The organism is Streptomyces sp. NPDC053432 (assembly GCF_055585365.1).
Window position 1 is genome coordinate 446670 of record NZ_JBVJKF010000003.1, and the last position, 23005, is coordinate 469674.

The 23005-nt window shown below is 71.3% G+C and carries 16 protein-coding genes; 14 read left to right on the forward strand and 2 right to left on the reverse strand.

The window, feature by feature from the left end:
- The first annotated feature begins 14 nt into the window (after positions 1-14).
- The 6 genes from ACZ6Y1_RS08135 (at position 15) to ACZ6Y1_RS08160 (ending at position 6760) form a co-directional block, all read left to right on the forward strand.
- Complete coding sequence (locus ACZ6Y1_RS08135; protein ID WP_469624775.1) at positions 15-1382, forward strand: TrpB-like pyridoxal phosphate-dependent enzyme; 1368 nt, start codon at positions 15-17, stop codon at positions 1380-1382.
- Positions 1379-2647 carry an ATP-grasp domain-containing protein gene (locus tag ACZ6Y1_RS08140; RefSeq protein WP_469624776.1) on the forward strand — a complete coding sequence of 423 codons (1269 nt, stop codon included), beginning with the start codon at positions 1379-1381 and terminating at the stop codon, positions 2645-2647. The genes ACZ6Y1_RS08135 and ACZ6Y1_RS08140 overlap by 4 nt, the downstream gene beginning before the upstream one ends.
- Before the next feature lie 28 nt (positions 2648-2675).
- On the forward strand, positions 2676-3188 hold the full coding sequence (locus tag ACZ6Y1_RS08145) for a hypothetical protein (protein ID WP_469624778.1): 513 nt from the start codon (positions 2676-2678) through the stop codon (positions 3186-3188).
- A gap of 300 nt (positions 3189-3488) precedes the next feature.
- Positions 3489-4802 carry an MFS transporter gene (locus ACZ6Y1_RS08150; protein ID WP_469624781.1) on the forward strand — a complete coding sequence of 438 codons (1314 nt, stop codon included), beginning with the start codon at positions 3489-3491 and terminating at the stop codon, positions 4800-4802.
- A gap of 43 nt (positions 4803-4845) precedes the next feature.
- On the forward strand, positions 4846-6084 hold the full coding sequence (locus ACZ6Y1_RS08155; protein ID WP_469624783.1) for an ATP-grasp domain-containing protein: 1239 nt from the start codon (positions 4846-4848) through the stop codon (positions 6082-6084).
- Between the two features lie 70 nt (positions 6085-6154).
- On the forward strand, positions 6155-6760 hold the full coding sequence (locus tag ACZ6Y1_RS08160; protein WP_469624785.1) for a malonic semialdehyde reductase: 606 nt from the start codon (positions 6155-6157) through the stop codon (positions 6758-6760).
- 68 nt (positions 6761-6828) lie between these two features.
- Here the strand turns inward: ACZ6Y1_RS08160 and ACZ6Y1_RS08165 are convergent, their stop codons facing one another.
- Together ACZ6Y1_RS08165 and ACZ6Y1_RS08170 are read right to left on the reverse strand one after the other, a co-directional pair.
- Positions 6829-7620: an alpha/beta fold hydrolase gene (locus ACZ6Y1_RS08165; protein ID WP_469624787.1), complete on the reverse strand. Its 792-nt coding sequence runs from the start codon at positions 7618-7620 to the stop codon at positions 6829-6831.
- A gap of 9 nt (positions 7621-7629) precedes the next feature.
- Entirely contained in the window at positions 7630-7887 is a 258-nt protein-coding gene (locus ACZ6Y1_RS08170) for a phosphopantetheine-binding protein (RefSeq protein WP_469624789.1), read from the reverse strand.
- 181 nt (positions 7888-8068) lie between these two features.
- On the opposite strand from ACZ6Y1_RS08170, the gene ACZ6Y1_RS08175 reads away from it, so the two are divergent.
- The 8 genes from ACZ6Y1_RS08175 (at position 8069) to ACZ6Y1_RS08210 (ending at position 22991) form a co-directional block, all read left to right on the forward strand.
- Positions 8069-9739 (forward strand): HAL/PAL/TAL family ammonia-lyase, encoded by a 1671-nt coding sequence (locus ACZ6Y1_RS08175; protein WP_469624791.1) that lies wholly within the window; start codon positions 8069-8071, stop codon positions 9737-9739.
- Complete coding sequence (locus tag ACZ6Y1_RS08180; protein ID WP_469624794.1) at positions 9723-11195, forward strand: phenylacetate--CoA ligase family protein; 1473 nt, start codon at positions 9723-9725, stop codon at positions 11193-11195. The genes ACZ6Y1_RS08175 and ACZ6Y1_RS08180 overlap by 17 nt, the downstream gene beginning before the upstream one ends.
- Positions 11195-13018 carry an asparagine synthase (glutamine-hydrolyzing) gene (asnB, locus tag ACZ6Y1_RS08185; RefSeq protein WP_469624796.1) on the forward strand — a complete coding sequence of 608 codons (1824 nt, stop codon included), beginning with the start codon at positions 11195-11197 and terminating at the stop codon, positions 13016-13018. The genes ACZ6Y1_RS08180 and asnB overlap by 1 nt, the downstream gene beginning before the upstream one ends.
- 100 nt (positions 13019-13118) lie before the next feature.
- Positions 13119-13814 carry an alpha/beta fold hydrolase gene (locus ACZ6Y1_RS08190; protein WP_469624799.1) on the forward strand — a complete coding sequence of 232 codons (696 nt, stop codon included), beginning with the start codon at positions 13119-13121 and terminating at the stop codon, positions 13812-13814.
- A 9-nt stretch (positions 13815-13823) separates the two neighbouring features.
- Positions 13824-15155 carry a condensation domain-containing protein gene (locus ACZ6Y1_RS08195; RefSeq protein WP_469624801.1) on the forward strand — a complete coding sequence of 444 codons (1332 nt, stop codon included), beginning with the start codon at positions 13824-13826 and terminating at the stop codon, positions 15153-15155.
- A 140-nt stretch (positions 15156-15295) separates the two neighbouring features.
- Positions 15296-16534, forward strand: a complete 1239-nt coding sequence (locus ACZ6Y1_RS08200) for an MFS transporter (protein ID WP_469624804.1) — start codon at positions 15296-15298, stop codon at positions 16532-16534.
- 35 nt (positions 16535-16569) lie between these two features.
- Positions 16570-19962 (forward strand): non-ribosomal peptide synthetase, encoded by a 3393-nt coding sequence (locus ACZ6Y1_RS08205; RefSeq protein WP_469624806.1) that lies wholly within the window; start codon positions 16570-16572, stop codon positions 19960-19962.
- Positions 19956-22991 (forward strand): type I polyketide synthase, encoded by a 3036-nt coding sequence (locus tag ACZ6Y1_RS08210; RefSeq protein ID WP_469624808.1) that lies wholly within the window; start codon positions 19956-19958, stop codon positions 22989-22991. The genes ACZ6Y1_RS08205 and ACZ6Y1_RS08210 overlap by 7 nt, the downstream gene beginning before the upstream one ends.
- Positions 22992-23005 lie beyond the last annotated feature (14 nt).

Sequence of the window (23005 nt, forward strand, 5' to 3'; positions counted from 1 at the left end):
GGAAGGACCCCACGATGGAGAGAATACGGTTCTCGCTGGACGAGGCCGACGCTCCGACCACCTGGTACAACCTGGCGGCGGACCTTCCCGGACCGGCCCTGGCCCCGCCCCTGAACCCGACGACGCGTCAGCCGCTCACCCGGGCCGAGATGGCGCACACGATGCCCGAGCCGCTCATCGAGCAGGAGCTCAGCACCGAGCGGGAGATCGAGATCCCCGACGAGGTCCGCCAGTTCTACGCGCTGTGGCGGCCCTCCCCGCTCTTCCGGGCCCGCCGGCTGGAGCGCGAGCTGGGCACGCCCGCGCGCATCTACTACAAGTACGAGGGCGGCGCGCCCACCGGCAGCCACAAGCCCAACACCGCGATCCCGCAGGCGTACTACAACAAGCTGGCCGGGAAGACCGGCCTGGTCACCGAGACCGGTGCCGGCCAGTGGGGCAGCGCCACCGCGCTCGCCGCCTCCTTCTTCGGGATGACCGCCAAGGTCTACATGGTCAAGGTGAGCTTCGAGCAGAAGCCCTACCGGCGCGCGCTGATGGAGACCTACGGGGCGACCTGCGTGCCCAGCCCGAGCCTGGAGACCGAGGTCGGGCGGACGATCCTCAAGGCCGACCCCGACTGCCCCGGGAGCCTGGGCATCGCCACCTCGGAGGCGCTGGAAGCCTTCGCCCAGGACCCCTCGCTGGGGTACGTGCTCGGCAGCGCGGCCAATCACGTGCTGCTGCACCAGACCATCATCGGCCAGGAGGCGCTCCGGCAGATGGACCTGGCGCAGGACTACCCCGACATCGTGGTCGGCTGCTCCGGCGGCGGCAGCAACCTGGCCGGTCTGACCTTCCCGTTCCTCGGCGAGCAGCTCCGCGGCGGCCGTCCGGTGCGGGTGATCGCGGTCGAACCGGCCGCCTGCCCGACCCTCACCCGCGGCACCATCGCGTACGACTACGCGGACACCGGCCGGCTCGGCCCGCTGTTCCGGATGCACACGCTCGGCCACGAGTTCGTCCCGCCGGCGGTCCACGCGGGTGGCCTGCGGGCGCACGGCATCGGCCCGATGATCAGCCGTTGCGTGGAGGACGGCCTGATGGAGGCGACCGCCGTGACGCAGACCAGCTGCTTCGAGGCGGGGGTCCAGTTCGCCCGCACCGAGGGCATCGTGCCGGCCCCGGAGTCCACGCACGCCATCCGGGTCGCGATCGACGAGGCGCTGCGGTGCCGTGAGGAGGGCACCTCCAAGGCCATCCTGTTCGGTCTGTCCGGCCACGGCCACTTCGACCTCGCCGCGTACGACAAGTACTTCGCCGGGACCCTGGCCGACGACCGGCCGGACGACGAGCTGCTGGTCCGGGCGGCGTCCGGCATCCCGGAGGTCGAGTCGGCATGAGCCGGCCCGTCACGGTCGCGATCGTCGACGCCGACGGCATCGGGGGGTTCCTGCCCGCCGCGCTGTCCCGTCACGGTGCGCGCAGCGTCCGCGTCCGGTCCGACGCGCCGGACGTCCATCTCACCGGCGGCCCGGCGGGCCCCGGAGCCGAGGTGGTGCACGCCGGGGACCTGGCGGCCACCACCGCCGCGCTGCGCGAGCACGGCGTCGGCTTCGTGGTGGCCGGGACCGAGTCCGGAGTACTGCTGGCCGACGCCCTCTCCGCGGCACTCGGCACCCCCGGCAACGGCATGACCCGGCCGGCGGCCCGGCGGGACAAGCACGAGATGGTGCGGGCGGTCGCACAGGCCGGTCTGGCCACCGCGGCGACGATCGCGACCACATCGGTGGACGAGCTGGTCGCCTGGGCCGAGCGGTCGGACACCTGGCCGGTGGTGCTCAAGCCACTGGCCAGCGCGGGCAGCGATCACGTGCTGTTCTGCCAGTCGGTGACGGAGCTGCGGGAGGGCTTCGCCGCCGTCCTGTCCGCCACCGACCGCTACGGCCGGCGCAACGAGACCGTCCTCGCCCAGCAGTACCTGCACGGCGACGAGTACTTCGTCAACACGGTCAGCCGGGACGGCGTCCACCACGTGGTCGAGGTGTGGCGCTACCAGAAGCGCCTGCTCGACGGCAGCCGGCCGATGTACGACTACGAGGAGCCGGTCCCACCACAGCACCCCGCGGTCGAGCGGATCACCGCCTACACCCTGGCCGTCCTGGACGCCCTGGAGATCCGCAACGGAGCGGCCCACACCGAGGTCATGCTGACCCGGAGCGGTCCGGTCCTGGTCGAGTGCGCAGCGCGGCCGGGCGGGTCGCACGAACCGGCGGTGGTGTCGCGCTGCCTGGGCATCGATCAGATCGAGTGCCTGGCCCGGGCGATCGTCCGGCCCGAGGAGCTCCTCGACGGCGCACTGCCGCAGTACCGGCTGCGGCGGCCGCTGCGGTACGTGACCCTGCTCAGCCCGTCGGACGGGGTGGTCCCGTCCGACGAGGGCCTGGCGGAGCTGCGCGCCCTCGGCTCCCTGACCGAACTGGTGCTCACCGCCCCGGCGGGATCGCCGGTCCGGCGCACGGTGGACCTGGGAAGTTCCCCCGGCTACCTCTACCTGAGCGCTCCCGACGCGGCCGAGGTCGAAGCGGACTACCGCCGGCTGCGGCAGCTGGAGGGATCCGGCCTGTACCGGCCGGCCGCCCTCACCCCCTCCCATCACCTCGGATGACAACCCGAACCGAAGCAAGGCGGCAACCATGACGTCCCAGACCATCGCGAACCTCGACGAGCTGGCCGAGTACCCGGCCGACTGGCAGCACACCGAGAAGCGGATCTTCCCCGGCGAGAACCTGAGCCTGCCGGACGCCTACTTGAAGTGGTACGACATCCGCACCGCGGAGCAGCCGGCCACCCCCGAGGTCAGCGACGAGGCCCGGGAGTTCCTGCGCGCCGAGGCGGCGTCGGGCCGGCTGGAGTTCCGCAAGGAGTTCGGCCACGTGCTGCTGCACCGGTGCGGCGACAAGTACTTCATGATCGTCTGCGTCTGGCGCAACAAGAACGAGATGTGCCAGGGCATCTACTACAAGGACGACGCCGGCTTCCTCCCCTACGAGGGCGCGCCCGGTTACCTGCGCGCGACCCAGGAGGTCGTCGAGCTGGACGCCACCGCCCACGAGCGTCGCGCCTGGTCGCGCTACCTGCAGTCGAACCGCGACGCCGCGGCCAAGCAGGCGTACATCGACGACGCCTGCACGGGACAGCTCATCTAGGACCTGTCCCCGAACTCCCCGCCGCCGGTGCGGAGCACGCACTGCCGGCGGCGCCGGACGGAGTGCGCGCGGCCTCGCTGCGGCGGGCGGGGGCGCACGCCGGGCTCGGTGCCTCGTGACCGACCGGCTCCTCCTGAGTGATGACGTACGTCGCCGGCTCCGCCCCGCCCGGGCTGCGGGAGCCGGCGGCGTGCATCACCTCGCTGGACAGGCCCACCGCGGCGGAGGTGCCGACGGCAGCCCGGACTCCCTGACCACCGACATCAGCTGCTTCCCCGATCTCCTTCAGGAAGGAAGGCCATGATCCTCTCGCCCGCCGCCGCGCGGAAACGCTGGAAGCGGTCCGTCGTCGGTCGCTCGCCCGGGCTCGGCGCACTGACCGGCAGCGCGATCCTGTCCGAGACCGCCGACCAGTTCGTCGGTGTCGCCCTGATCTGGGTCGTCCTGGTCACCACCGGTTCGCCGGCCGACGCCGGCCTGGTGGTGCTCTGCTGGCGCATCCCCGAAATGGTCTCCGGGCCGGTGCTCGGCTCATGGTTCGACCGGTGGCCGCCGGTCCTGCTCACCGCGATCGGCTACCTCATCCGTGGCGGCTCGGTGGCGGCCATGGCGGTGCTCTCCCAGCTGAAGCTGCTGAACCTCACCACACTGCTGATGCTCTGCCTCTTCATGGGGGTCGCCAACCCGCTGGCCAAGGTGGGCAGTCGGGTGCTCATCCCGCGGATCATCCCCAAGGACGACCTGCAGGTCGCCAACGGGGTGCTGACCATCGGGGACCAGTTCCCCTACCTGGTCGGTCCGGCACTGGGCGGAGCCCTGGCGGGCTTCTCCGGGGCGGCCGCGCTCTACGTGCCGGCGGCGATGTGCCTGGCAGCGGTGCTGCTGCTGGCGCGGCTGCGCCATGCGGACATCCGGCCCGCCCACGCGGACGGGGGCGGTGACGTGAAGCCCGCCGCCTCCAGTTCCGGGCGGGCCTCCTGGTTCGGCTTCAAGCCGATGGTGACCACGCCCGTGGTGCGCGCCATGATGCTGCTGACGGTCCTCTACTACATCTCCTACGGCCCCCTCCTCACCGCCATCCCGGTCTTCACCCACGACCGGCTGCACGCGGGCGGCGCGGGCTACGGCGCGATGTGGTCCGCGATGGGACTGGGCGCTCTGGCGGGCCTGGTAATGATCCCCTGGCTGACGAGGTTCCGCCCTGCCGTGGTCAACAGCGTCGGCGCGGCCCTCTGGGGCGTGGTACTGCTGCCACTCATGGTGGTGGACGCACTCCCGCTGGCCCTGGTGGTCATGTTCGTCGGCGGCATCGTCTGGGCCCCCTACGCCGCCACGGAGATCAGCGTCATCCAGCACACGGTGCCGCAGGAGCAGCACGGTGCGGTGTTCGGCGCCCGCCGGTCGGTCATCGTGGCCTCCTCACCGAGCGGCGCCGCCCTCGGCGGTCTGCTGCTGGAGCGGATGAGCGCCGTCCAGGTGATCGGTCTGTCGGCGGTGGCCTGCATCGCGGGTGGTGCTCTCTGCCTTGCCCTCCCCTCGGTGCGCAAGACCCTGCCACTGAGCCCACCGGCTCCCCGGCCGGAGGCCCAGCTGTCTTCCTCCGCAGCCGAATGACCCTCCACAGACCGAGACTTGGAACGAGAGAGTGACCAGTTCAATGACGTCAGCCCAGCGCCTGCTGCTCATCGGCGGCTCGACCGACCAACTGCGCAAGGCACACGCCACCGGCGCCGAGATCGTCTGGTGCCAGCTGCCCGAGGAGATCCGGCCCGAGGACGCCGCCCTGGCCGCGGAGATCATCCCCGTCGACTACACCGACTGGGATCAGCTTGGCCCGGTGGCGCGGGCGGCCCACGACAAGGGGAAGTTCACGGCCGCCGCGTCGCTGACCGAGCCGGGTCTGGACCCGGCGGCCCGGGTGAACGACCTGCTGGGTCTGGGCGGCACCGGCTACGAGGTGAGTCACCGGTTCACCGACAAGTGGCTGATGCGCCGCAGGATCGCGGAGGCCGCCACGCCGGGCCTCGCCGTCGTCGGCTCGGCGCTGGTCACGGACCAGGACAGCCTGGACGCCTTCGGCACCGAGTACGGCTACCCGTTCATCGTCAAGCCGACCAGCGGCACCGCCAGCTTCGGTGTGGTGAAGGTGAACGGAGCCGACGAGCTCGACGCCACCTGGCAGGAGGTCTGCCGACTGCGCGACTCCGGTCACCCCCTGGTCGACGCCTACGACATGGACCAGTTCATCATGGAGGAGTACGTCGAGGGGCCGCTCTGCAGCGCCGAGGCGTTCAGCTTCGACGGACACCACGTGGTGATGGCGATCACCGAGGCGATCACCGTGGAGAGCAACCACGTGCACGTCGGACACGCGATGCCCGCGCGGCTGACCAGCGAGCTGGAGGCGGCCGTGGTGCGCGCCACGACCGACTTCCTCGACGCGATGGGCTTCAAGGACGGCGCCACCCACACCGAGTTCAAGCTGAGCCCGGGCGGTCCGGTGGTCATCGAGTCGCAGAACCGCGTGGGTGGCGCTCTGATCAGCGACATGATGAAGTCGGTGTACGGGATGGATCCCCAGGAGATGGTGTTCACCTGGCCGCTCGGCTCCATACCGGCGCTCACGGAGCGTCCGGCCCGGCGGGGTGCGGCGGCCAGCTGGCTCATCGTGGCCGAACCGGGCCGGGTGCGGGAGCTGCGCGGACTCGACGAGGTGCGCGAGGCCCCCTCCACCCTGGCGGTCGACCTCTGGGTCGGACCGGGAGACGAGGTCCGGACGTTCGACGGTCAGTGGGACGGCCTCGGCCACGTCGCCAGCCGGGCCGACGACACGACCGCCGCGATCGAATGCTGCCGGCAGTCACTGACGAAACTTCAGATCATCACCGAGCGCTGACCGCGCACGGCCCCCGGCCGGTCCGGGGCCCCTTCATCCCCTCACACCCACCCGAACCGGGAGCTTCCTCATGACCGAGCTGCACGACGTCTTCGCGCTGGACAAGACCGCGCAGGACCTGCTGTTCCGCGACGCGCGCACCCCGAACACCTTCACCGACGAGCCCGTCGGCGAGGAGCAGGTGCAGGCGCTCTACGACCTGATCAAGTACGCGCCGACCTCGATGAACACCCAGCCGCTGCGCATCCTGCTGGTCCGCAGCCCCGAGGCGCGCGAGCGGCTCGTTTCGCACATGATGGCCGGCAACAAGGCCAAGACCGAGGCCGCGCCGCTGGTCGCCGTCCTGGCCTACGACCCGGAGTTCCACGAGCACCTGCCCACTCAGTTCCCGCACAACCAGGACGCGCAGTCCTACTTCAAGGACAAGCCGCACCGCTTCGACGTGGCCAAGCACAACGCTCTGATCCAGGTCGGCTACTTCATCCTCGGCACGCGGGCCCTCGGCCTGGCCGCCGGCCCGATGACCGGCTTCAAGGCCAAGGCCGTCGACGAGGAGTTCTTCGCCGAGACCGGCTACAAGTCGCTCGTGGTGGTGAACATCGGCAAGCCCGGCGAGGACGCCTGGTTCCCGCGCAGCCCGCGCCTCGACATCGAGCACGTCGTCACGTCGGTCTGAGGACCGGAGCGGACGTGAAGGACGGCGCCACGCTGTGCGTGGCGCCGTCTCTTCGATGGCACACCGGTTCACACGGCGGTCAGGTGCTCCACCAGGACGCCGGTCAGTTCCTTCGCCTCGGCCTCGGAGCCGACCAGGTGCCCCGAGTCGACGGTGGCCAGGCGTGCTCCGGGGATGCCGGAGCGCAGCTCCTCGGCGTGGGCGAACGGGGTGGCCACGTCGCGTGAGCCCGCGACGACGAGCGTCGGGGCCGTGATCCGCGGCAGCCGGTCGGTCAGGTCGCAGTCGGCGACGGCGTCGCAGCACGCCGCGTACCCCACCGGGTCGGCACGCCGGAGATCGTCGAGGAGCGCAAGGCCGCGCGGGCTCGCCGCGGCGGCCGGGTCGGCGAACCAGCGCCCCGGGGAGCTCTCCAGCAGATGGCCGGTGCCCTGTTCGCGGACCAGCGCGGCCCGTTCGCGCCACCGCCCGGGATCGCCGAAGTGCGCGGAGCTGCCCACCATGGCGAGCGAAACGATCCGCTGCGGCTGGTGCGCCGCGAGGTGCGCCCCGATGGCTCCGCCCAGCGAAATGCCCGCGTAGTGGAACGTGTCCCGGCCGTGGTGGTCGACGAGCGCGAGGACCAGCCGGGCCAGATCCGCGATCGAGGTACCCCTGGGCCCGGGATCCGGGAGCGGGGCGGCGGATGATCCGCCGTGACCCGGCAGATCGAAGCGCAGGATGCGGAAGTGGGACGCGAGAGCGTCCAGATGGGGCTCCCAGACGGCCGTCGACGTGCCCAGCGAAGGGCCGAGAACGAGGAGCGGCGCATCCACGGGACCCTCGACGGCATGGTGGAGCAGGCTCGTGGCGTGCGGCACGGGCGGGCCCTACCAGTTCTCGAAGCGGGCCGGATCCAGCACGGCCTGCGCCAGGCCCAGCAGCGTCGGCTGGCGCAGGACCCCGGAGGGCGGCATCTCCAGGCCCGCCTGTCCGGCCCGGCTCGCGACGATCATGGCGAGCAGGGAGTCGCCCCCGAGCTCGAAGAAGTCCTGCTCGGGCCGCTCCACGGGCACCCCCAGGACCTCTTCCCAGATCTGACGCAATATCACCAATACGTCCTCGCTGGTCTTCTCGGCTGCGGTCATGCCCAATCCCCTCGATGTGTCAGGTGGTGTCCCGGGTGACAGCAGACGGAGCCTAGTCGGGCTCCCGGCCCGGCGTACCCGCCCAAAGGACGGGTCGCAGACAGGCCATAGGGCCGAAGCAGAAGCCGGCGCCATGCAGAAGGCTGGCACCCGTTTCCACTCCCACCGGAAAGGTCACCAGGTGTCGGTCCCCGCCAACACACTTCCCCCGCAGGGCATAGCGCTCGACGGCCGGTCGCTCTCGCCCCGCGAGGTGGCGTGGACCGCGCGCAGTGCTGCCACCGCGACCGCGGCCTTCCTCAGCGACGAGGCCAGGACGAGAATGCGCGCCTCCGTGGATCTGAAGCTCTCACTGCTGGAGCAGGAGATCCCGATCTACGGTGTGACCACGGGATTCGGCGACAGCTGCAGCCGTCAGATATCCCCGGAGAAGGCCCAGGACCTCCAGCGCAACCTGGTGCTCTACCACCTCAACGGGACCGGCCCCACCGCGGCTCCCGAGGTCGCCAGGGCGACCATGCTGATCCGGGCGAACGCGCTGTCCCGCGGCCCCTCCGCGATCCGTCCCGAAGTCGTGGACACGCTCCTGGAGCATCTGGGCAAGGACATACTGCCGCTGATCCCCGAGCGCGGGTCGCTCGGCGCCAGCGGCGACCTGGTGCCGCTCTGCTACCTGGCCGCCGCGTTGATCGGTGAGGGCGAGGTGAGCCACCGGGGCGCCGTCCGGCCGGCACCGGACGCCCTGCTGGACGAGGGCATCGAGCCGGTGCGCCTGGAGCCGAAGGAGGGCATCGCCCTCATCAACGGCACCTCCTTCACGGCCGCCTACGGCGTGCTCGCCGCCTGGGACGCGCAAGAGCTCGCGGTCGTCGCCGAACTGGCCACGGCCATGACCCTGGAAGCCCTTCGCGGCAACGCCTCCGCGATGCACGCCTTCGTGCACGAGAACAAGCCCCACCCGGGCCAGTTGGAGAGCGCGCGCGCCGTCCGGGCCCTGCTGGAGGGCTCGAAGCTGGCGACCTCCTTCGACGACATCCTGCTGCGCCGGGAGAGGCTGGAAGGGCGCGGGTACGTTCAGCTCAAGGAGCTGATCCAGGAGAAGTACTCGGTGCGCTGCGCCCCGCAGATCATCGGCATCGTGCACGACATGCTCGAATGGGTCGAACGCTGGCTCGGCGTCGAGATCAACTCCTCCAGCGACAACCCGCTCTTCGACGCCCAGGACGGCGGGCTCCACCTGGGCGGGAACTTCTACGCCGGCCACGTCGGCCACGCGATGGACAGCCTCAAGACGGCCGTCGCCGGGCTCGCGGACCTGCTCGACCGCCAGTTGGCCCTGGTCGTCGACGAGAAGTTCAACAACGGACTGCCCCCGAACCTGATCGTCGCCCGCGATCCCGAGGACCCTCAGGCCGGGCTGCACCACGGATTCAAGGGCATGCAGATCGCGGCCTCGGCGATCACCGCGGAGGCCCTCAAGCAGGCCAACCCGGCATCGGTCTTCTCCCGTTCCACCGAGGCGCACAACCAGGACAAGGTCAGCATGGGCACCATCGCGGCCCGCGACGCCCGCACGATCAACGGCCTGGTCCGCGAGGTGGCCGCGATCCATCTGATCGCGCTCGCCCAGGCGATCGAGCTGCGCGGGGTCGACCAGGCGTCCCCCGCGATCCGGTCGGTGCACGCGCTGATCCGAGAGCACTCGGCGTTCGTGGACCGCGACCGCCGGCTCGACCATGACATCAATGCGGTGATCGGACTGATCGAGAGCGGGGCGCTGCGACGCGCGGCGGGCCTGGCCGACTCCGATTTCATCGCTGGACGGAGGCTGGCAGATGTTGTTGTTGCGTAACGGTGCACAGCGTGCGGCCATCGGCCGACTCGCCGACGAGCACACCTCCCTGGTGGAGCGGAACCACCGGGGCGAAGCGGATCTCACCGCGGTCCACGCCGGGAAACTGACGACCACCCTGGCGGCCGCCGCCGCCAGTTCGCTCTACCGGCACACCTACGACGACGCCCTGCGGGCAGCCTTCGCGGAGCCGGCCGACATCGATCCGGCCGCCGCGCTGCACGAGATCTTCCCGAAGCTTCCCCTGCTCGGGAAGAGCGACCTGGCCGCGTACGGCAGGGACGCGTTCACCAGGCCGCTCACGGAGTTCCTGCACTACTACGAGTCGTCCGGCACCACCGGCGACCCCGTCGCCGCGCCGAAGGCCACCGACGACCTCGTGGTCAACACGATCAACATCGGCACGCTGTGGGCGCAGATCCTGGAGCCGGGAGACGTGGCGCTGATCCTGATCAACGCCCCGTTCGCGCCGGCCGCCTACCAGTTCGAGAAGGTGCTCGAGTACCTGGGCGTGATGTCGTTCCGTCCGTGGGTGGACAACATCACCGGCAATTACCACCGGGTGCTGCGGCTGATCGGCGAACTGCGCGCCAACGTGTTCGTGGGCCCGCCGTCCCGGCTGTTGGAGATGATCCAGTTCGCCCATCGCAACGGACTGCCGGCGCCCGCGTTCGACCGGCTCCTCCTCATGGCCGAGCAGACCGGGCCGAGTTTCATCCGGCATCTGGAGCGGCTGACCGGCGCGGTCGCCTACGTGTGCTCGTACGGGTCCTCCGAGACCGGAACCACCGCGGTGACCTGCGGGGAGCGCAACCTGCACCTGCAGACGCACAGCTACCTCCTCGAACTCACCGACGGCTCCGGGACGCGGCGGATCGACGGATCGCCCGACCGGGGCGAGCTGGTCGTCACCACGCTCGACCTCCCTTCGCGGCCGCTCCTGCGGTACCGGACCGGCGACCACGTCGAGATCGTGGGCACCGACTGTCCGTGCGGTGTCCGTACACCGGTGCTGCGCACCCTCGGCCGGGAGCAGGACGTCGTGACGCTCTCCGGCACCGGCATCCGCCAGAACGACCTGGAGGCGGCGCTCTGGTCGACGCCGCTGCCCGAGTACACCGCCTTCAACTACATGCTGGTGGTGCGCGACCGCTCGGTCGTCCTGCTGGTGACGACCGACGGCGAGCCGGACGCGCAGTGGTGCGAGGCGGTCGCCCAGCGGCTCACCCCGCTGTTCCAGGGCGTCACGGTGACCGTACGCGCGGTTGACACGCTGCCGCCGCTGGCCTCGCTCGGACAGTACCTGGGCTGGAAGCTCGCCCGGGTGCTGGACCTGAACGACGAGAGCAACTGGGCGCGCCTGCCGGAGCCGGTCAACGCGCTCGTCGCCGAGACCCTGCGCCAGCTGGAGCCGGGCGTCGCGGCGGACGGTCACCCGACCGGGGGAGTCGCCTGATGTGCGGAATCACCGGGTGGATCGACCGGGCACGCCCGATGACGGACCAGGCTCGGACGGTCGCGGCGATGGCCGCGGCGATGGCCTGCGCCGGGCCGGACGCGACCGCGACGTGGCTCTCGCCGCACGCCGCCCTCGGCCACTGCGGGCGAGCCGGCCGCGACGCCGCCGGGCGGACGTGGACCGCGGCCCCGGTCTCCTCCGATCCCGCCGTTGTGACGTTCGACGGTGAGCTCTACAACGGCCGCGAGCTGCGCGCCGAGCTGCTGCGGCGCGGCTGCGCGCTGCGCGGCGGCTCGGACGCCGAACTGGTGCTGCACGCCTATCTCGAATGGGGCGAGGGGGCGTTCGACCGCCTCGCCGGGATGTACGCGTTCGCCCTGTGGGACACCCGCTCCGAGACGCTGCTGCTCGTTCGCGACCGACTCGGGATCAAGCCGCTCTACTGGACCGAACAGGGCGGCGGTGTCCTGTTCGGGTCGGAGCCCAAGGCCGTCATCGCCAACCCGCTCTTCACCCCGGAGGTGGACGCCGAGGGACTGGCCGCGCTCTTCACGGTGGCCATCAAGCCCGCGGGCGTCGGCGTCTACCGGAACCTGCGCGAGGTCCGCCCGGGCCATGTGGTGCGGGTCGGCCACGCGGGCGTGCACGAGCGTCGCTACTGGCAGGTGAGCACGGCTCCGCACAGTGACGACCTGCCGACCACCGTCGCAGAGGTCCGCCGGCTGCTGGGCGACGCGATCGGGCAGCAACGGGTGTCGGAGGTGCCGCTCGTCGCCCTGCTGTCCGGCGGCATCGACTCCAGTGCGATCGTCGCCCTGGCCGCGCGCGACCTCGCCACCGAAGGCCCCGCCAAGCTGTCCACCTACTCCCTCGACTTCGCCGAGGGGGAGAGTGACTTCAAGGCCGACGCCCTGCACGTCAGCCGGGACGCCCCCTTCGTCCGGGCGGTCGCCGACCACGTAGGGACGGAGCACACCGAGGTCATCATCCAGGCCCCGTCGCTCGTGGACGAGTTGGGCACCACGCTGCGGGCCCGGGACATGCCGGGCGTCGGCGACCTCGATGTCTCCCTCCTGCTGCTCTTCCGCGCCGTTCGCGAGCACGCCGAGGTGGCCCTCTCGGGTGAGGGCGCGGACGACATATTCGGCGGATACCCGTGGTTCCTCGCCGAGGCCGAGCAGCCGACGGCCAACTTCCCCTGGTCGGTCGGCGTGACCAACCGCAACGCCCAGCTCTCCCCGGAGCTCCGCGGCGTGCTCGACCTGGACGCCTACGTGGCGGGCACCTACGCCGACGCGCTTGCCGAGGTGCCCCGCCTCGACGGCGAGAGCGGTGCGGATCGCCGTCTGCGCGAGGTCTTCTACCTGCAGCTCACCCGCTTCCTCCCCTTCCTGCTCGACCGGAAGGACCGGATGAGCAGGGCCAACGGGCTGGAGGTGCGGATCCCGTTCTGCGACCACCGGCTGGTGGAGTACCTGTGGAACGTCCCGTGGGAGTACAAGCGGGCCGGCGGGCAGGAGAAGGGGCTGCTGCGCGCGGCGGTGGCGGATCTGCTGCCCCAGCAGGTGGTGAACCGGCCGAAGAGCGGTTTCCCGTTCGGCCAGAGCCCCGCCTACCTGGAGACGATCCGCCGTACCGTCCGGGGGATCATCAACGAGCCGTCCTCTCCCGTGCTCGGGCTCGTCAACGCCGGTGCGGTGCGTTCGATGGTCGACAGCGACGCCTGGGTCAACGGGAAGTTCACGCCACCCCCGTGGTTGCCGCGAGTCATCCAACTCGACCAGTGGCTGCGGGAATACCAGGTCAGGGTCGTGCTGTAGCCGGTGCGGCCGGCCGGACTCCGGCCGTCATCCAGAACATCCAGAGCCATGCCCGGTGCCGGACACCCGGTGCCGGCAGGCAGCAGAGCGAGGAGGAACGATGTCGCGGTTGCACGTCGAGCAGTGGGGCAGCGGGGAGCGGGTGGCCGTGCTGGTGCACGGGATCACCGGTGACTCCGGCAGTTGGTGGCGTCTGGGCCCGGAACTGGCGAGCCAGGGGTATCACGTCCTCGCTCCCGACCTGCCCGGACACGGGCTCAGCCCGCGCTGGGACTCGTACACCCTGGACGCCATGGCCGACGCCCTGGTCGAGGTACTGCCGGCGCGTCCCGCGCTCGCGCTGGGGCACTCGCTCGGCGCGCTGCTGCTGGCCCTCGCCGTCGCGCGCCTCCAGCCGGAGCGGGTGGTGTACGTCGATCCCGCGTGGGCGGCGGCGCCCCCGGACGGCGGCGCCATGGCCCAGGCCCTGCGCTCCCAGAAGGACTGGGGCCCGGAGCAGGTCCGGGCGGCCCTGCCGCGCTGGGAGCCGCAGGCCCAGGAGCACAAGCTGACCGCGCTCGCCCAGTGGGACCCGGCCACGCTCTCCTCGTTCGAGGGGTTCACCGGGCACGAACCCGTCAAGCCCGCCGACCCGGCTCTGCTCGTGCTCGCCGACCCGAGCTACAACATCCCGCCGCAGCGGGCGGAGGAACTGCGCGGCGACGGCTTCGAGGTGCGGTCCGTGCCCAACACCGGCCACGTGGTCCACAACGAGGACTTCGACGGCTTCAAGGCCGCGCTGCGCGGCTGGTACTGACGGCTAATCATGGGACACGACGAGATGTACGCGGCACAAGAACCCTCCTGGGCCCAGCGCCATCGGCTGGGCCAGATCGCCGGCGACACGGCCGCCGGAATCAATCGCCCGAGCCACCCCGCGACGACGCTGCGCGTCCGCGGACCGCTCGACGTCCAGGCCCTGGAGCGGGCCTGGCGCAGGCTCCAGCTGCGTCACCCCGTGCTGCGCTGCGGGTTCGATCCGGACACCAGCCGCTGGCGGCTCGACCGTCCGGCCGAGCCGGCACCGGTCACCACGGTCCCCCTCGCCGGTGTCCCAGGGGCCGCTGAAGCGGATCCCGTACGGCTCGTGGCGCTGGCGGCGGATGCTCCGTTCGATCTGGAGCACGGGCCGCTGGCCCGGCTGATCCTCGCCGAGAGCACCGACGGGTTCCTGTTCGCGCTGGTCACGGACCATCTCGTCAGCGACCTGTGGTCGGTCAACGTCCTCATGGGCGACCTGACGGCGTACTACCGGCAGGAGCTCGGCGAGGCCGTCGACATCCCGGCCGACGGCTCGATCGGCTTCCCGGAACATGTCCGGCGCCAGAACGCCTACCTTGCCTCCGACTCCGGCCGGAACGTCCTGGCCCGCCTGTCCGAGCACCTGAAGAGCGTCGGCCCCATCCCGGAACTGCGCTATCCGGGGTTCACCGGCGCCGCCACGGCCGGCTACGAGAATCCGGGCGTCTTCCGCGCGACGATGCCGACGGACCTGGTCGCCGCGCTGGCCGCGGTGGCTCGCAGGACCCGGATGAGCAAGTGGGGCTGGATCCACGCCGCCGTGCACCGCTCGCTGTACGAGCTCGGTGACCAGCCCGCCGTCGGCACCACCCTGGTCACCGCGAACAGGGAGGCGTCCGAGGTCGAGAAGACCGTGGGCTTCCTCTCGGGGCGGGTCGTCATCGCGACGGAACGCGCGGCGGCGTCCGACGCCGGGACGTTCCTCCAGCACTTCAACCGGTCTTCGATGCGCGCCCTCGACGTCAGCGCGTCGGTTCCGTGGGGCAGCATCATCGCCGAGATGACGCCCGAAGCGTTCGGCGCGCCCAGCAGCGTGCCGTACCTCTCCTTCAACCCGCAGCCGCTCAGCATGAACCGGCTGTTCGAGGACTACGGCTTCGTGGACTGCACGGCCGAGCCCGTGCCGTCACCCGGACTCACCCTGGACGCCGCGGTGGCGATCCTGCCGGTGGAAGGCCCCACCGGAATCTCCGTGATCGCTCACCACCGGATCGACTGGTACCCGGCCGACTCGGTCGAACTGCTCTGGGAGACGACCGAGCGGACGCTCCGGTCGTGGGTCCGCGAGCTCGGGTGACCGAAGCATGTCTTCTCGCAGAGGGAGGGAGCGTCATGGAAGCTGGGCCCCACGCGGGTTCTCCTGAGGAGTCCGGAAGTTCCCGGCAACCGCTGAGGCGTCGCCTCGCCGGGGCCGTTCCGCCACCCGGCCCTGTTCGAGTGCTTCAGACGAACACGCTGATCGCGAGCGTCGGCTACGGCCTCTACATGTCCGGCAGCGCGGTGTTCTTCGTGAAGGCAGTCGGACTGTCCGAGCCCAAGGTCGGCCTGGGGCTCTCCCTCGCCGGGCTGGCGGGCCTCTTGCTCAGCGTACGGATCGGACGTCTGGCCGACCGGTGGGGGCCGAGGGAGGTGTTCCTCGGCTTCTCCGCGGTCCTGGTCGGCCTGCTGGTCGCCGCTGTCTTCGTCCGCTCGTTCGGCATGTTCCTCGTGGTCGTCACCGGTATCGGATGCGCGGAGACCGGCCGGAAGGTGGCCCGGGGAGCACTGATCGGGGCGATTCTGCCGAAGGAGACCCGGGTCCGGCAGATGGCCGTCACCAGGGTGCTGACCAACATCGGCTTCTCGCTGGGCGTGCTCGCGGCGGGCGTGGCGATCGGTGTCGGCACGAGAGCCGCGTACTCGTCCCTGATCCTCGGAATGGCCGCGGCCGTCCTCCTCGCCGGCCTGTCGAGCCTGCGACTGCCCCGGATCAGGCCGGCCGGAAGCCCCGCGCAGGCCGGGCGTCCCGGGCGGTTCGGCTATGACGTCCCGTACATGGCCGTGGCGCTGGTGAGCAGCATGACCCTGATCGGGGAAACGATCCTCACCGTGGGTCTGCCGCTGTGGATCATCGGCCATCCGACCGTGCCGCGACCCCTCGCCGCGTGGCTGATCCTCGCCAACACCGCGCTGGTCATCCTGCTCCAGGTGAAGGTCTCCAAGGGCAGCGAGACGACCGCGGGCGCGCGACGCATGCAGCGCCGTGCGTTCCTCGGGTCGGCCTGTGCGTGTGCGGTCGCCGCGACCACGCACGAGCTGAGCATGCTCGCCGCCGTGGCAGCGCTCCTGGTCACGGTCGCACTCCTCACCCTGGGCGAACTCTGGGGCGAGAGCGCCAACTGGGCACTCCGGTACGGACTCGCCGACGCGAACGCCCACGGCGCATACAGCGGAATGTTCACCCTGAGCGGCTCGATCCCCACTGCCGTGGCTCCGGTCCTGGTCACCTTTCTGCTCAGCAGGTTCGCCGTGGAGGGCTGGCTCGTCCTGGCCCTGGTGTTCCTCGTCGGCCTCGCCGCGAACGGGCCCGTGATCGCCTGGGCCGAACGGACCCGGAACAGCGGGGCCGAACACGACTCCGGTCCGCGGAGCGATGGTGTCCCGATCAGTACAGCAAAGGAAGGCCGGAGCCGATGAACCCGCCGACGACGGTCCGATCAGAGGGGGCTGCGATGATTCCGGAGTTGATCGCGCTGGCGGCGCGGACGCTGGGGCAGACAGCGGAACACGTGGCGGCGAACGCCGCGCACAGGTCGTTCGTCTCCTTGGGCGGCACCTCCCTGCGCGCCGTCGACCTGGCCGCCCGGGCCGAACGGGCGGGAGCCGTTCTCGACCTCCCCGGCCTGCTGGGCCCCGATCCCCTCGGGTCGGTGCTGGAAGCCGCGCAAGTGCATTCGCCGACCCCCGTGGAGACGGGAGCGGTACGGCAGGGAGAGCGGGACGCCTCCACGGCCGAGTCCGCGATGCTCGTGAGCGAGGAGGCGGGGTCGGGAGCGGCCTGGCACCTGCTGTTCAGCGCGGACGTGCGCGGAACGCTGGACGTCGACCGGCTGAGCCGGGCCCTTCAGGCGGTTTCCGATCGCCATGAGGCGCTGCGGACCGTCTTCTCGCGGCAGCCGAACGGACTGCGTGCGCGGGTCGTCCCCGGCTGGAAGCCGCAGCTCGTGCTCAACACGCTCGATCTTCCCGAGGGCGGGGCCGGTGTCGAGCTGGTGCACACGATGCTGCGGTCGGCTTCCACCCGGCTCCTGGCACCGTTCGAGCGTCCTCCCGTGGTCTTCGTGCTGACCCGCGCGGGCGCCGACCGGCATGTGCTCAGCCTGCTGATCCATCACGTCGTGGCGGACGGCTGGAGCATCGGGGTGCTCTGGCGGGAGATCTTCGACCACTACACGGATGTCGAGTCCGGCGGACCCGCGCCGGCTCTGCACGGCGGGCAGCCGGCCTGCGTCGACGCGCTTGCGGCACGCCGGGTCGGGGAGCTGGCCGGAGCCGCGCGAGTCGTCCGGTTCCCCAGTGACCTGCCTCGGGAGGAGCTCTTCGACCACCGGGGCGTACGGGTGCCGATCGAGCTCGACGCGCAGGTCCGCGACGCGTGTACGGCCCTGGCGGACAGCTGCGGCGTCACCCGGAACACCGTCCTGTTCGCGGCGTGGTCCATCGCGACCGCCCGGCGCGCCGGAGCGACCGACGTCCTGGTCGGACTCTCCTGGGTGGGTCGCTCCACCGCCCCGGAGCAGCAGTCCGTCGGGCTGATGACGACGCTGCTGCCGGTTCGGTGCGGGATCGATGTCGACGCCACGGTGCGCCGGCAGGTGGAGGACATCGGCCGCGACATCCGTTCGGCACTCGGAGCACGGCAGGTGCCGTTCGAGAAGCTGGCCGCCGGGCTGGGGGCCGTGACGGACACCGCGCAGAACGCCCTCACCCAGATCGCCTTCGCCGCGCACGACGAGATGGTGCCCGGCAGCATCGACGTCCCCGGGCTCGACGTGGAGATCCACGAGGGACACTGCGGAGGCGCGATCTTCGACGCGTTGCTCTACGTGCAGCGCTGGGGAGAGCGACCCCGCCTGTGCGTGGAGTACGCCACGTCGGCGTTCTCACCGTGGGAGGCGGCGCAGCTCATCGCGGACTTCCGTGCCGTCCTCGCTCTGCTGACCGCCGCCGGGAACGCGGACCGGTGCCTTCGGGACCTGCTCCAGGAGCAGTCAGGCGAGGACGAAGGGGAGGACGGCGCGGGATTCCCGGACCAGGAGGCCGGCGACGGCCCCACCGATGTCTGGCGCCTGGTCGAAGGAGTCGCGCGCAGTCGTCCGGACGCGCCCGCGGTGGTGGAGCCCGGCTCGAAGCCCCTGACGTACGCGGAGCTCGTACGGGCCGTCGAAGCGCAGTCGACTGCCCTGCGCGCCGCGGGCGTGACCGTCGGCGACCACGTGGTCATCGCCGTGCCCCGCTCGGCACAGGAGGTCGTGTCGGTCCTGGCCGTGCTGAGGGTCGGCGCCGCTTACATCGGCCTGGAGCCCGGTGTGCCGGCCCCGTTCCTCCGCCAGGTGTTCGACGTGGCCGAACCGTCGCTGGTGCTGGCGGGCGCCGGGCGCGCGGTCGAGCTGGAGAGCGCCGCCCCGGCGGTGCCCCTGCTGGAGCCGGTCGATCCGTGGGCGCCCGTCGACGCCGTCGCGGAGCCGGCGGCCGACCCCGATCCGGAGCGCGTCGCGTACGTCGCGTTCACCTCCGGGTCCACCGGAAGGCCCAAGGCGGTGCGTGTCCCGCATCGGGCCGTGTGCCGCCTGGTCGCGGACGACACCGTCGTGCGTGAATCCGCGTCGCGGCGCTTCCTCAGGCTGGCCCAGCTGTCCTTCGACGCGTCAACGCTCGAACTGTTCGCCCCGCTGGCTGCCGGAGGCGCGATCGTCGTCCACCCGGATCAGTACCCGAAGCCGAACTCGCTGGCGGCCTTCCTCGACGCGCACGCGGTGACGGGACTGTGGCTGACAGCCGGCCTGTTCCGGCTGGTGGCCGATCACGCGCCACAGGCCTTCAGCGGTGTCGACCAGCTGCTGACCGGCGGCGACACCGTCCCGGCGGCGCAGGTCCGCCGGGTCCTCTCGGTCTGTCCGGGCCTGCGGGTGACCAATGGGTACGGGCCGACGGAGAACACGACGTTCACCACGGTCCATCACATGGACGACGCGGCCGAGGTCGGCGAGACGGTTCCGATCGGCCGGCCGATCACCGGGACCGCCGTGGCGGTCCTCGACGCGAGCGGGCTGACCGTCCCGCGAGGCGCCGTCGGTGAACTCTGCACGTCGGGTGCGGGCCTGGCCATCGACTACCTGAACGATCCCCAGGAGACCGAGCGCGGCTTCGGCTACGACCGGGCGGGTCGGCGGTACTACCGGACCGGGGACCTGGTCCGCCGGGACGCGGACGGGAACCTGCGGATCCTCGGCCGTCGGGACGGCCAGGTCAAGATCCGCGGATTCAGGATCGAACTCGACGGGGTCGGTGCGGTACTCAGCCGCCTGCCGGGAGTCACGGACGCCGTGGTCGCGGCCGTTGGTGACGGCCACGGGGAGACGCGGCTCATCGCCGGGATCGTGACCGGGAACGCGGGCCTGGACTCCCAGCAGCTCCGCGCGATGGCGGTCGAACGGCTGCCCGGCCATGCCGTTCCGGCACTCTGGGCGATCTGTCCGAGCCTTCCGACGACGGCCAACGGCAAGGTCGACGTCAAGGCGCTGACCGCGCTGGCCCTCGACGAGTCCCGGCCCGCGCCGGACTCCGGGCCCGCCGCCGGCCCGCCCGAGGACGGGCCGACGCTGGAGGAGATCGAGGACCGGATCGCGGAGATCTGGGAGAACGTGCTCGGTACCAGTGACTTCGGCTACCAGGACCGCTTCGCCGACGTGGGTGGTGACTCGCTGAGGATTCCCATGGTCCGCAGTCAGCTGCTCGAGGCCTATCCCACGTGTGAGATCAAGCTCGTCGAGATGTTCAGACTCCCCACCATCGCTCAACTGGCGGATTTCCTCCGCAGGAAGATGACGGACACAGCATGCTGACGACCCCCGGCCGGGCGGCCGCACACCTGACGGAGCCCATCGCGGTGATCGGTCTGGCCGGACGATTCCCCGGCGCTGACGGGATCGCGCACCTGTGGGCCAACCTGCTGGAGGGGAAGGAGTCCCTGACACGCCTGAGCGACGAGCAGCTCGCTGCCGCCGGAGTGCCGGTCGCCGACCGGACGAACCCGGAGTACGTGCCGGTGCGCGGAGTGCTCGACGGCGTCGACATGTTCGACGCGGAGCTCTTCGGCTATTCGGCGCGAGAGGCGGAACTCACCGATCCTCAGCAACGGCTGCTCCTCGAATGCGCATGGGAAGCGCTGGACGAGGCCGGCTACGGCGGATTCCACGGCCGGGCCGGCGTGTTCGCGGGGACGAGCGCGAACAGCTACCTCCTGCGCCACGTCCTGGCCGGCGCACGGGAACAGGACCCGGCCGAACTCCTCCAGATCATGCTCGGCAACGAGAAGGACCACGCCGCCACCCGCATCGCCTACAAGCTGAGCCTGAACGGGCCCGCTCTGACGGTGCAGACCGCCTGCTCGACCTCGCTGGTCGCCGTGCACCTCGCCTGTCAGAGCCTGCTGCGCGGTGAGTGCGACCTCGCCCTGGCGGGCGGCGCGTCGGTCCAGCTGCCGCAGGAGTCGGGCTACCTGTACAGCCGGCACGGCATCCTCTCCCCGGACGGGCACTGCCGCCCGTTCGACGCCGACGCGCACGGGACGGTGGTGGGAGGCGGAGCCGCACTGGTCGTCCTCAAACGGCTCGACGAGGCGCTCGCCGACGGCGACCACGTGCACGCGGTCATCCGCGGATCCGCGATCAACAACGACGGTGCTCGCAAGATCGGATACACGGCGCCGAGTGCCGGCGGCCAGGCCGAGGTCGTCGGCGCGGCGTTGCGCGCCGCACAGGTGGACGCGGCCACCATCGGCTACGTCGAGACCCACGGTACGGGCACCGAACTCGGCGACGGCATCGAGGTCGCCGCACTCACCGACGCCTTCCGGGAGTTCACCCCGAAGAGCGGCTTCTGCGCCATCGGCAGCGTCAAGTCGAACTTCGGGCACCTGGACGCCGCCGCCGGGGTCACCGGCCTGATCAAGGCCGTTCTCGCGGTTCGCGAGGGCGTGATTCCGCCGAGCATCAACTGTGAGCTTCCCAACCCCGAGATCGACTGGGAGAACACGCCGTTCTTCGTGAACACGGCACTGACCGACTGGCCGAGCGGAGCGGCACCCCGGCGCGCCGGGGTCAGCGCTTTCGGTCTGGGAGGCACCAACGCCCACGTCATCGTGGAGCAGCCGCCGGCCGTCGGCCCCACGCGGGCGCGGACCCGCGAGCCGCACCTGATGATCGCGTCGGCACACACCGAGGATGCCCTGCGGTCCCTGACGGAGTCGTTGTCGGCTCACGGGAAGGCGGCGCCCGCGGCCGAGGTCGCGGACATCTGTCACACCCTCCGAGTCGGCCGGGCCGCCCTGCCGTGGCGTGCGGCAGTGACGGGTTCGGACGGCGCCGACCTCGGCGAGCGTCTGACCCGTTCGGTACCCCGCCGGGCGGCCCGTGGCGTGAGCCTGGGCTTTCTCTTTCCCGGGCAGGGATCGCAGTACCCGGGAATGGCGGCCGGCCTCCACCGGGCCCTGCCGCGGTTCCGGGAGGTGTTCGACGAGGGCTGCGAGCTGCTGGCGGCCGAGTCGGACACGCGGCTGCGGTCCCTCCTGCTGGATCCCGCCGGTGACGACGGCTCCGACAACGCGGCGCTCCTGCGCACGACCGGACTGGCCCAACCCGCGATCTTCCTCACCGAGTACGCGCTCGCCCGCCAGCTGGGCGACTGGGGACTGCGGCCCAGGATGATGCTCGGCCACAGCATCGGCGAGTACACGGCGGCGTGCCTGGCCGGAGCCATGGACCTGTCCGACGCCCTTCGGCTGGTGGCGACGCGCGGGCGACTCATGGACACCCTGCCCGGTGGGCGGATGCTGGCCGTGCTGGCGGCGGAGGAGACCGTGGCGCCGCTGCTCACCGGTGACCTCTCGATCGCGGCCGTCAACGGCCCCCAGGCAGTCGTGGTCGCCGGACCGTCCGAAGAGGTGGAGGGCTTCGCCGCGGACCTCGCGGTGCGGGGCGTCAGCAGCCGACCGCTGCACGTCTCGCACGCGTTCCACAGTTCCATGATGGATCCCGTGCTCGCCGAATTCCGCCGCGAAGCGGCCGCGGTCAAGTACCGCAAGCCGAAGATCCGGGTGCTGTCGAATGTGACCGGAGCCGCTGTCCGGGAGTACTCCGCCGAATACTGGACCGAACACCTGCGCCGGCCCGTGCGCTTCTCGGCGGGCCTGAGCAAGATGCTCGCCACGGCCAACCCGGTTCTGCTCGAAGTCGGACCGGGCAACGCCCTCACCAGCCTGGTGCGGTCGCACGAGAGCAGTGCCGACCCGTGCTGCATCACCACGATGCCGCGGAGCGGCGACCGCGAGGACGCCCACCGGACCGTGGTCACGGCGATCGGCGAAGCATGGGCGGCCGGCGCCGAGGTGGACTGGCAGGCCTTCAGCACCGCCGGTGCCAGGAGGGTTTCGCTTCCCGCCTATCCGTTCCAGCGGCGCAGGCACTGGATCGAGCCCTCCGTGCCGCCCGCCGCGGCCGGCACGGAAACGCCCGCGGCCGGCACCGAGACGCCCGAGGCCGGCGGCGAAACGCCCGTGGCCGGCGGCGAAACGCCCGCGCAGCCGGTCACCGAGGAACCGGACCGGACGGGATCTGACAGCCGGCCCGATGTCGAGACCTCGCTCCAGGCCGCCTGGCAACGGCTGCTCGGCCCGGTGCAACCCCTGCCGGATTCGGACTTCTTCGCCCTGGGCGGGGACTCCCTCCTCTCCGTCAGGCTCATCGGCCACATCCACCGGCAGCACGCGGTGGAGATGACTCTGCAGGATGTGCTTGCGAACCCCACCTTCGGATCGCAGGTCGAGTACGTCACAACGCTCCTGAGCGCCTCCGGCGCACCCGAACGCGCATGATTGAAAAGGTCGCC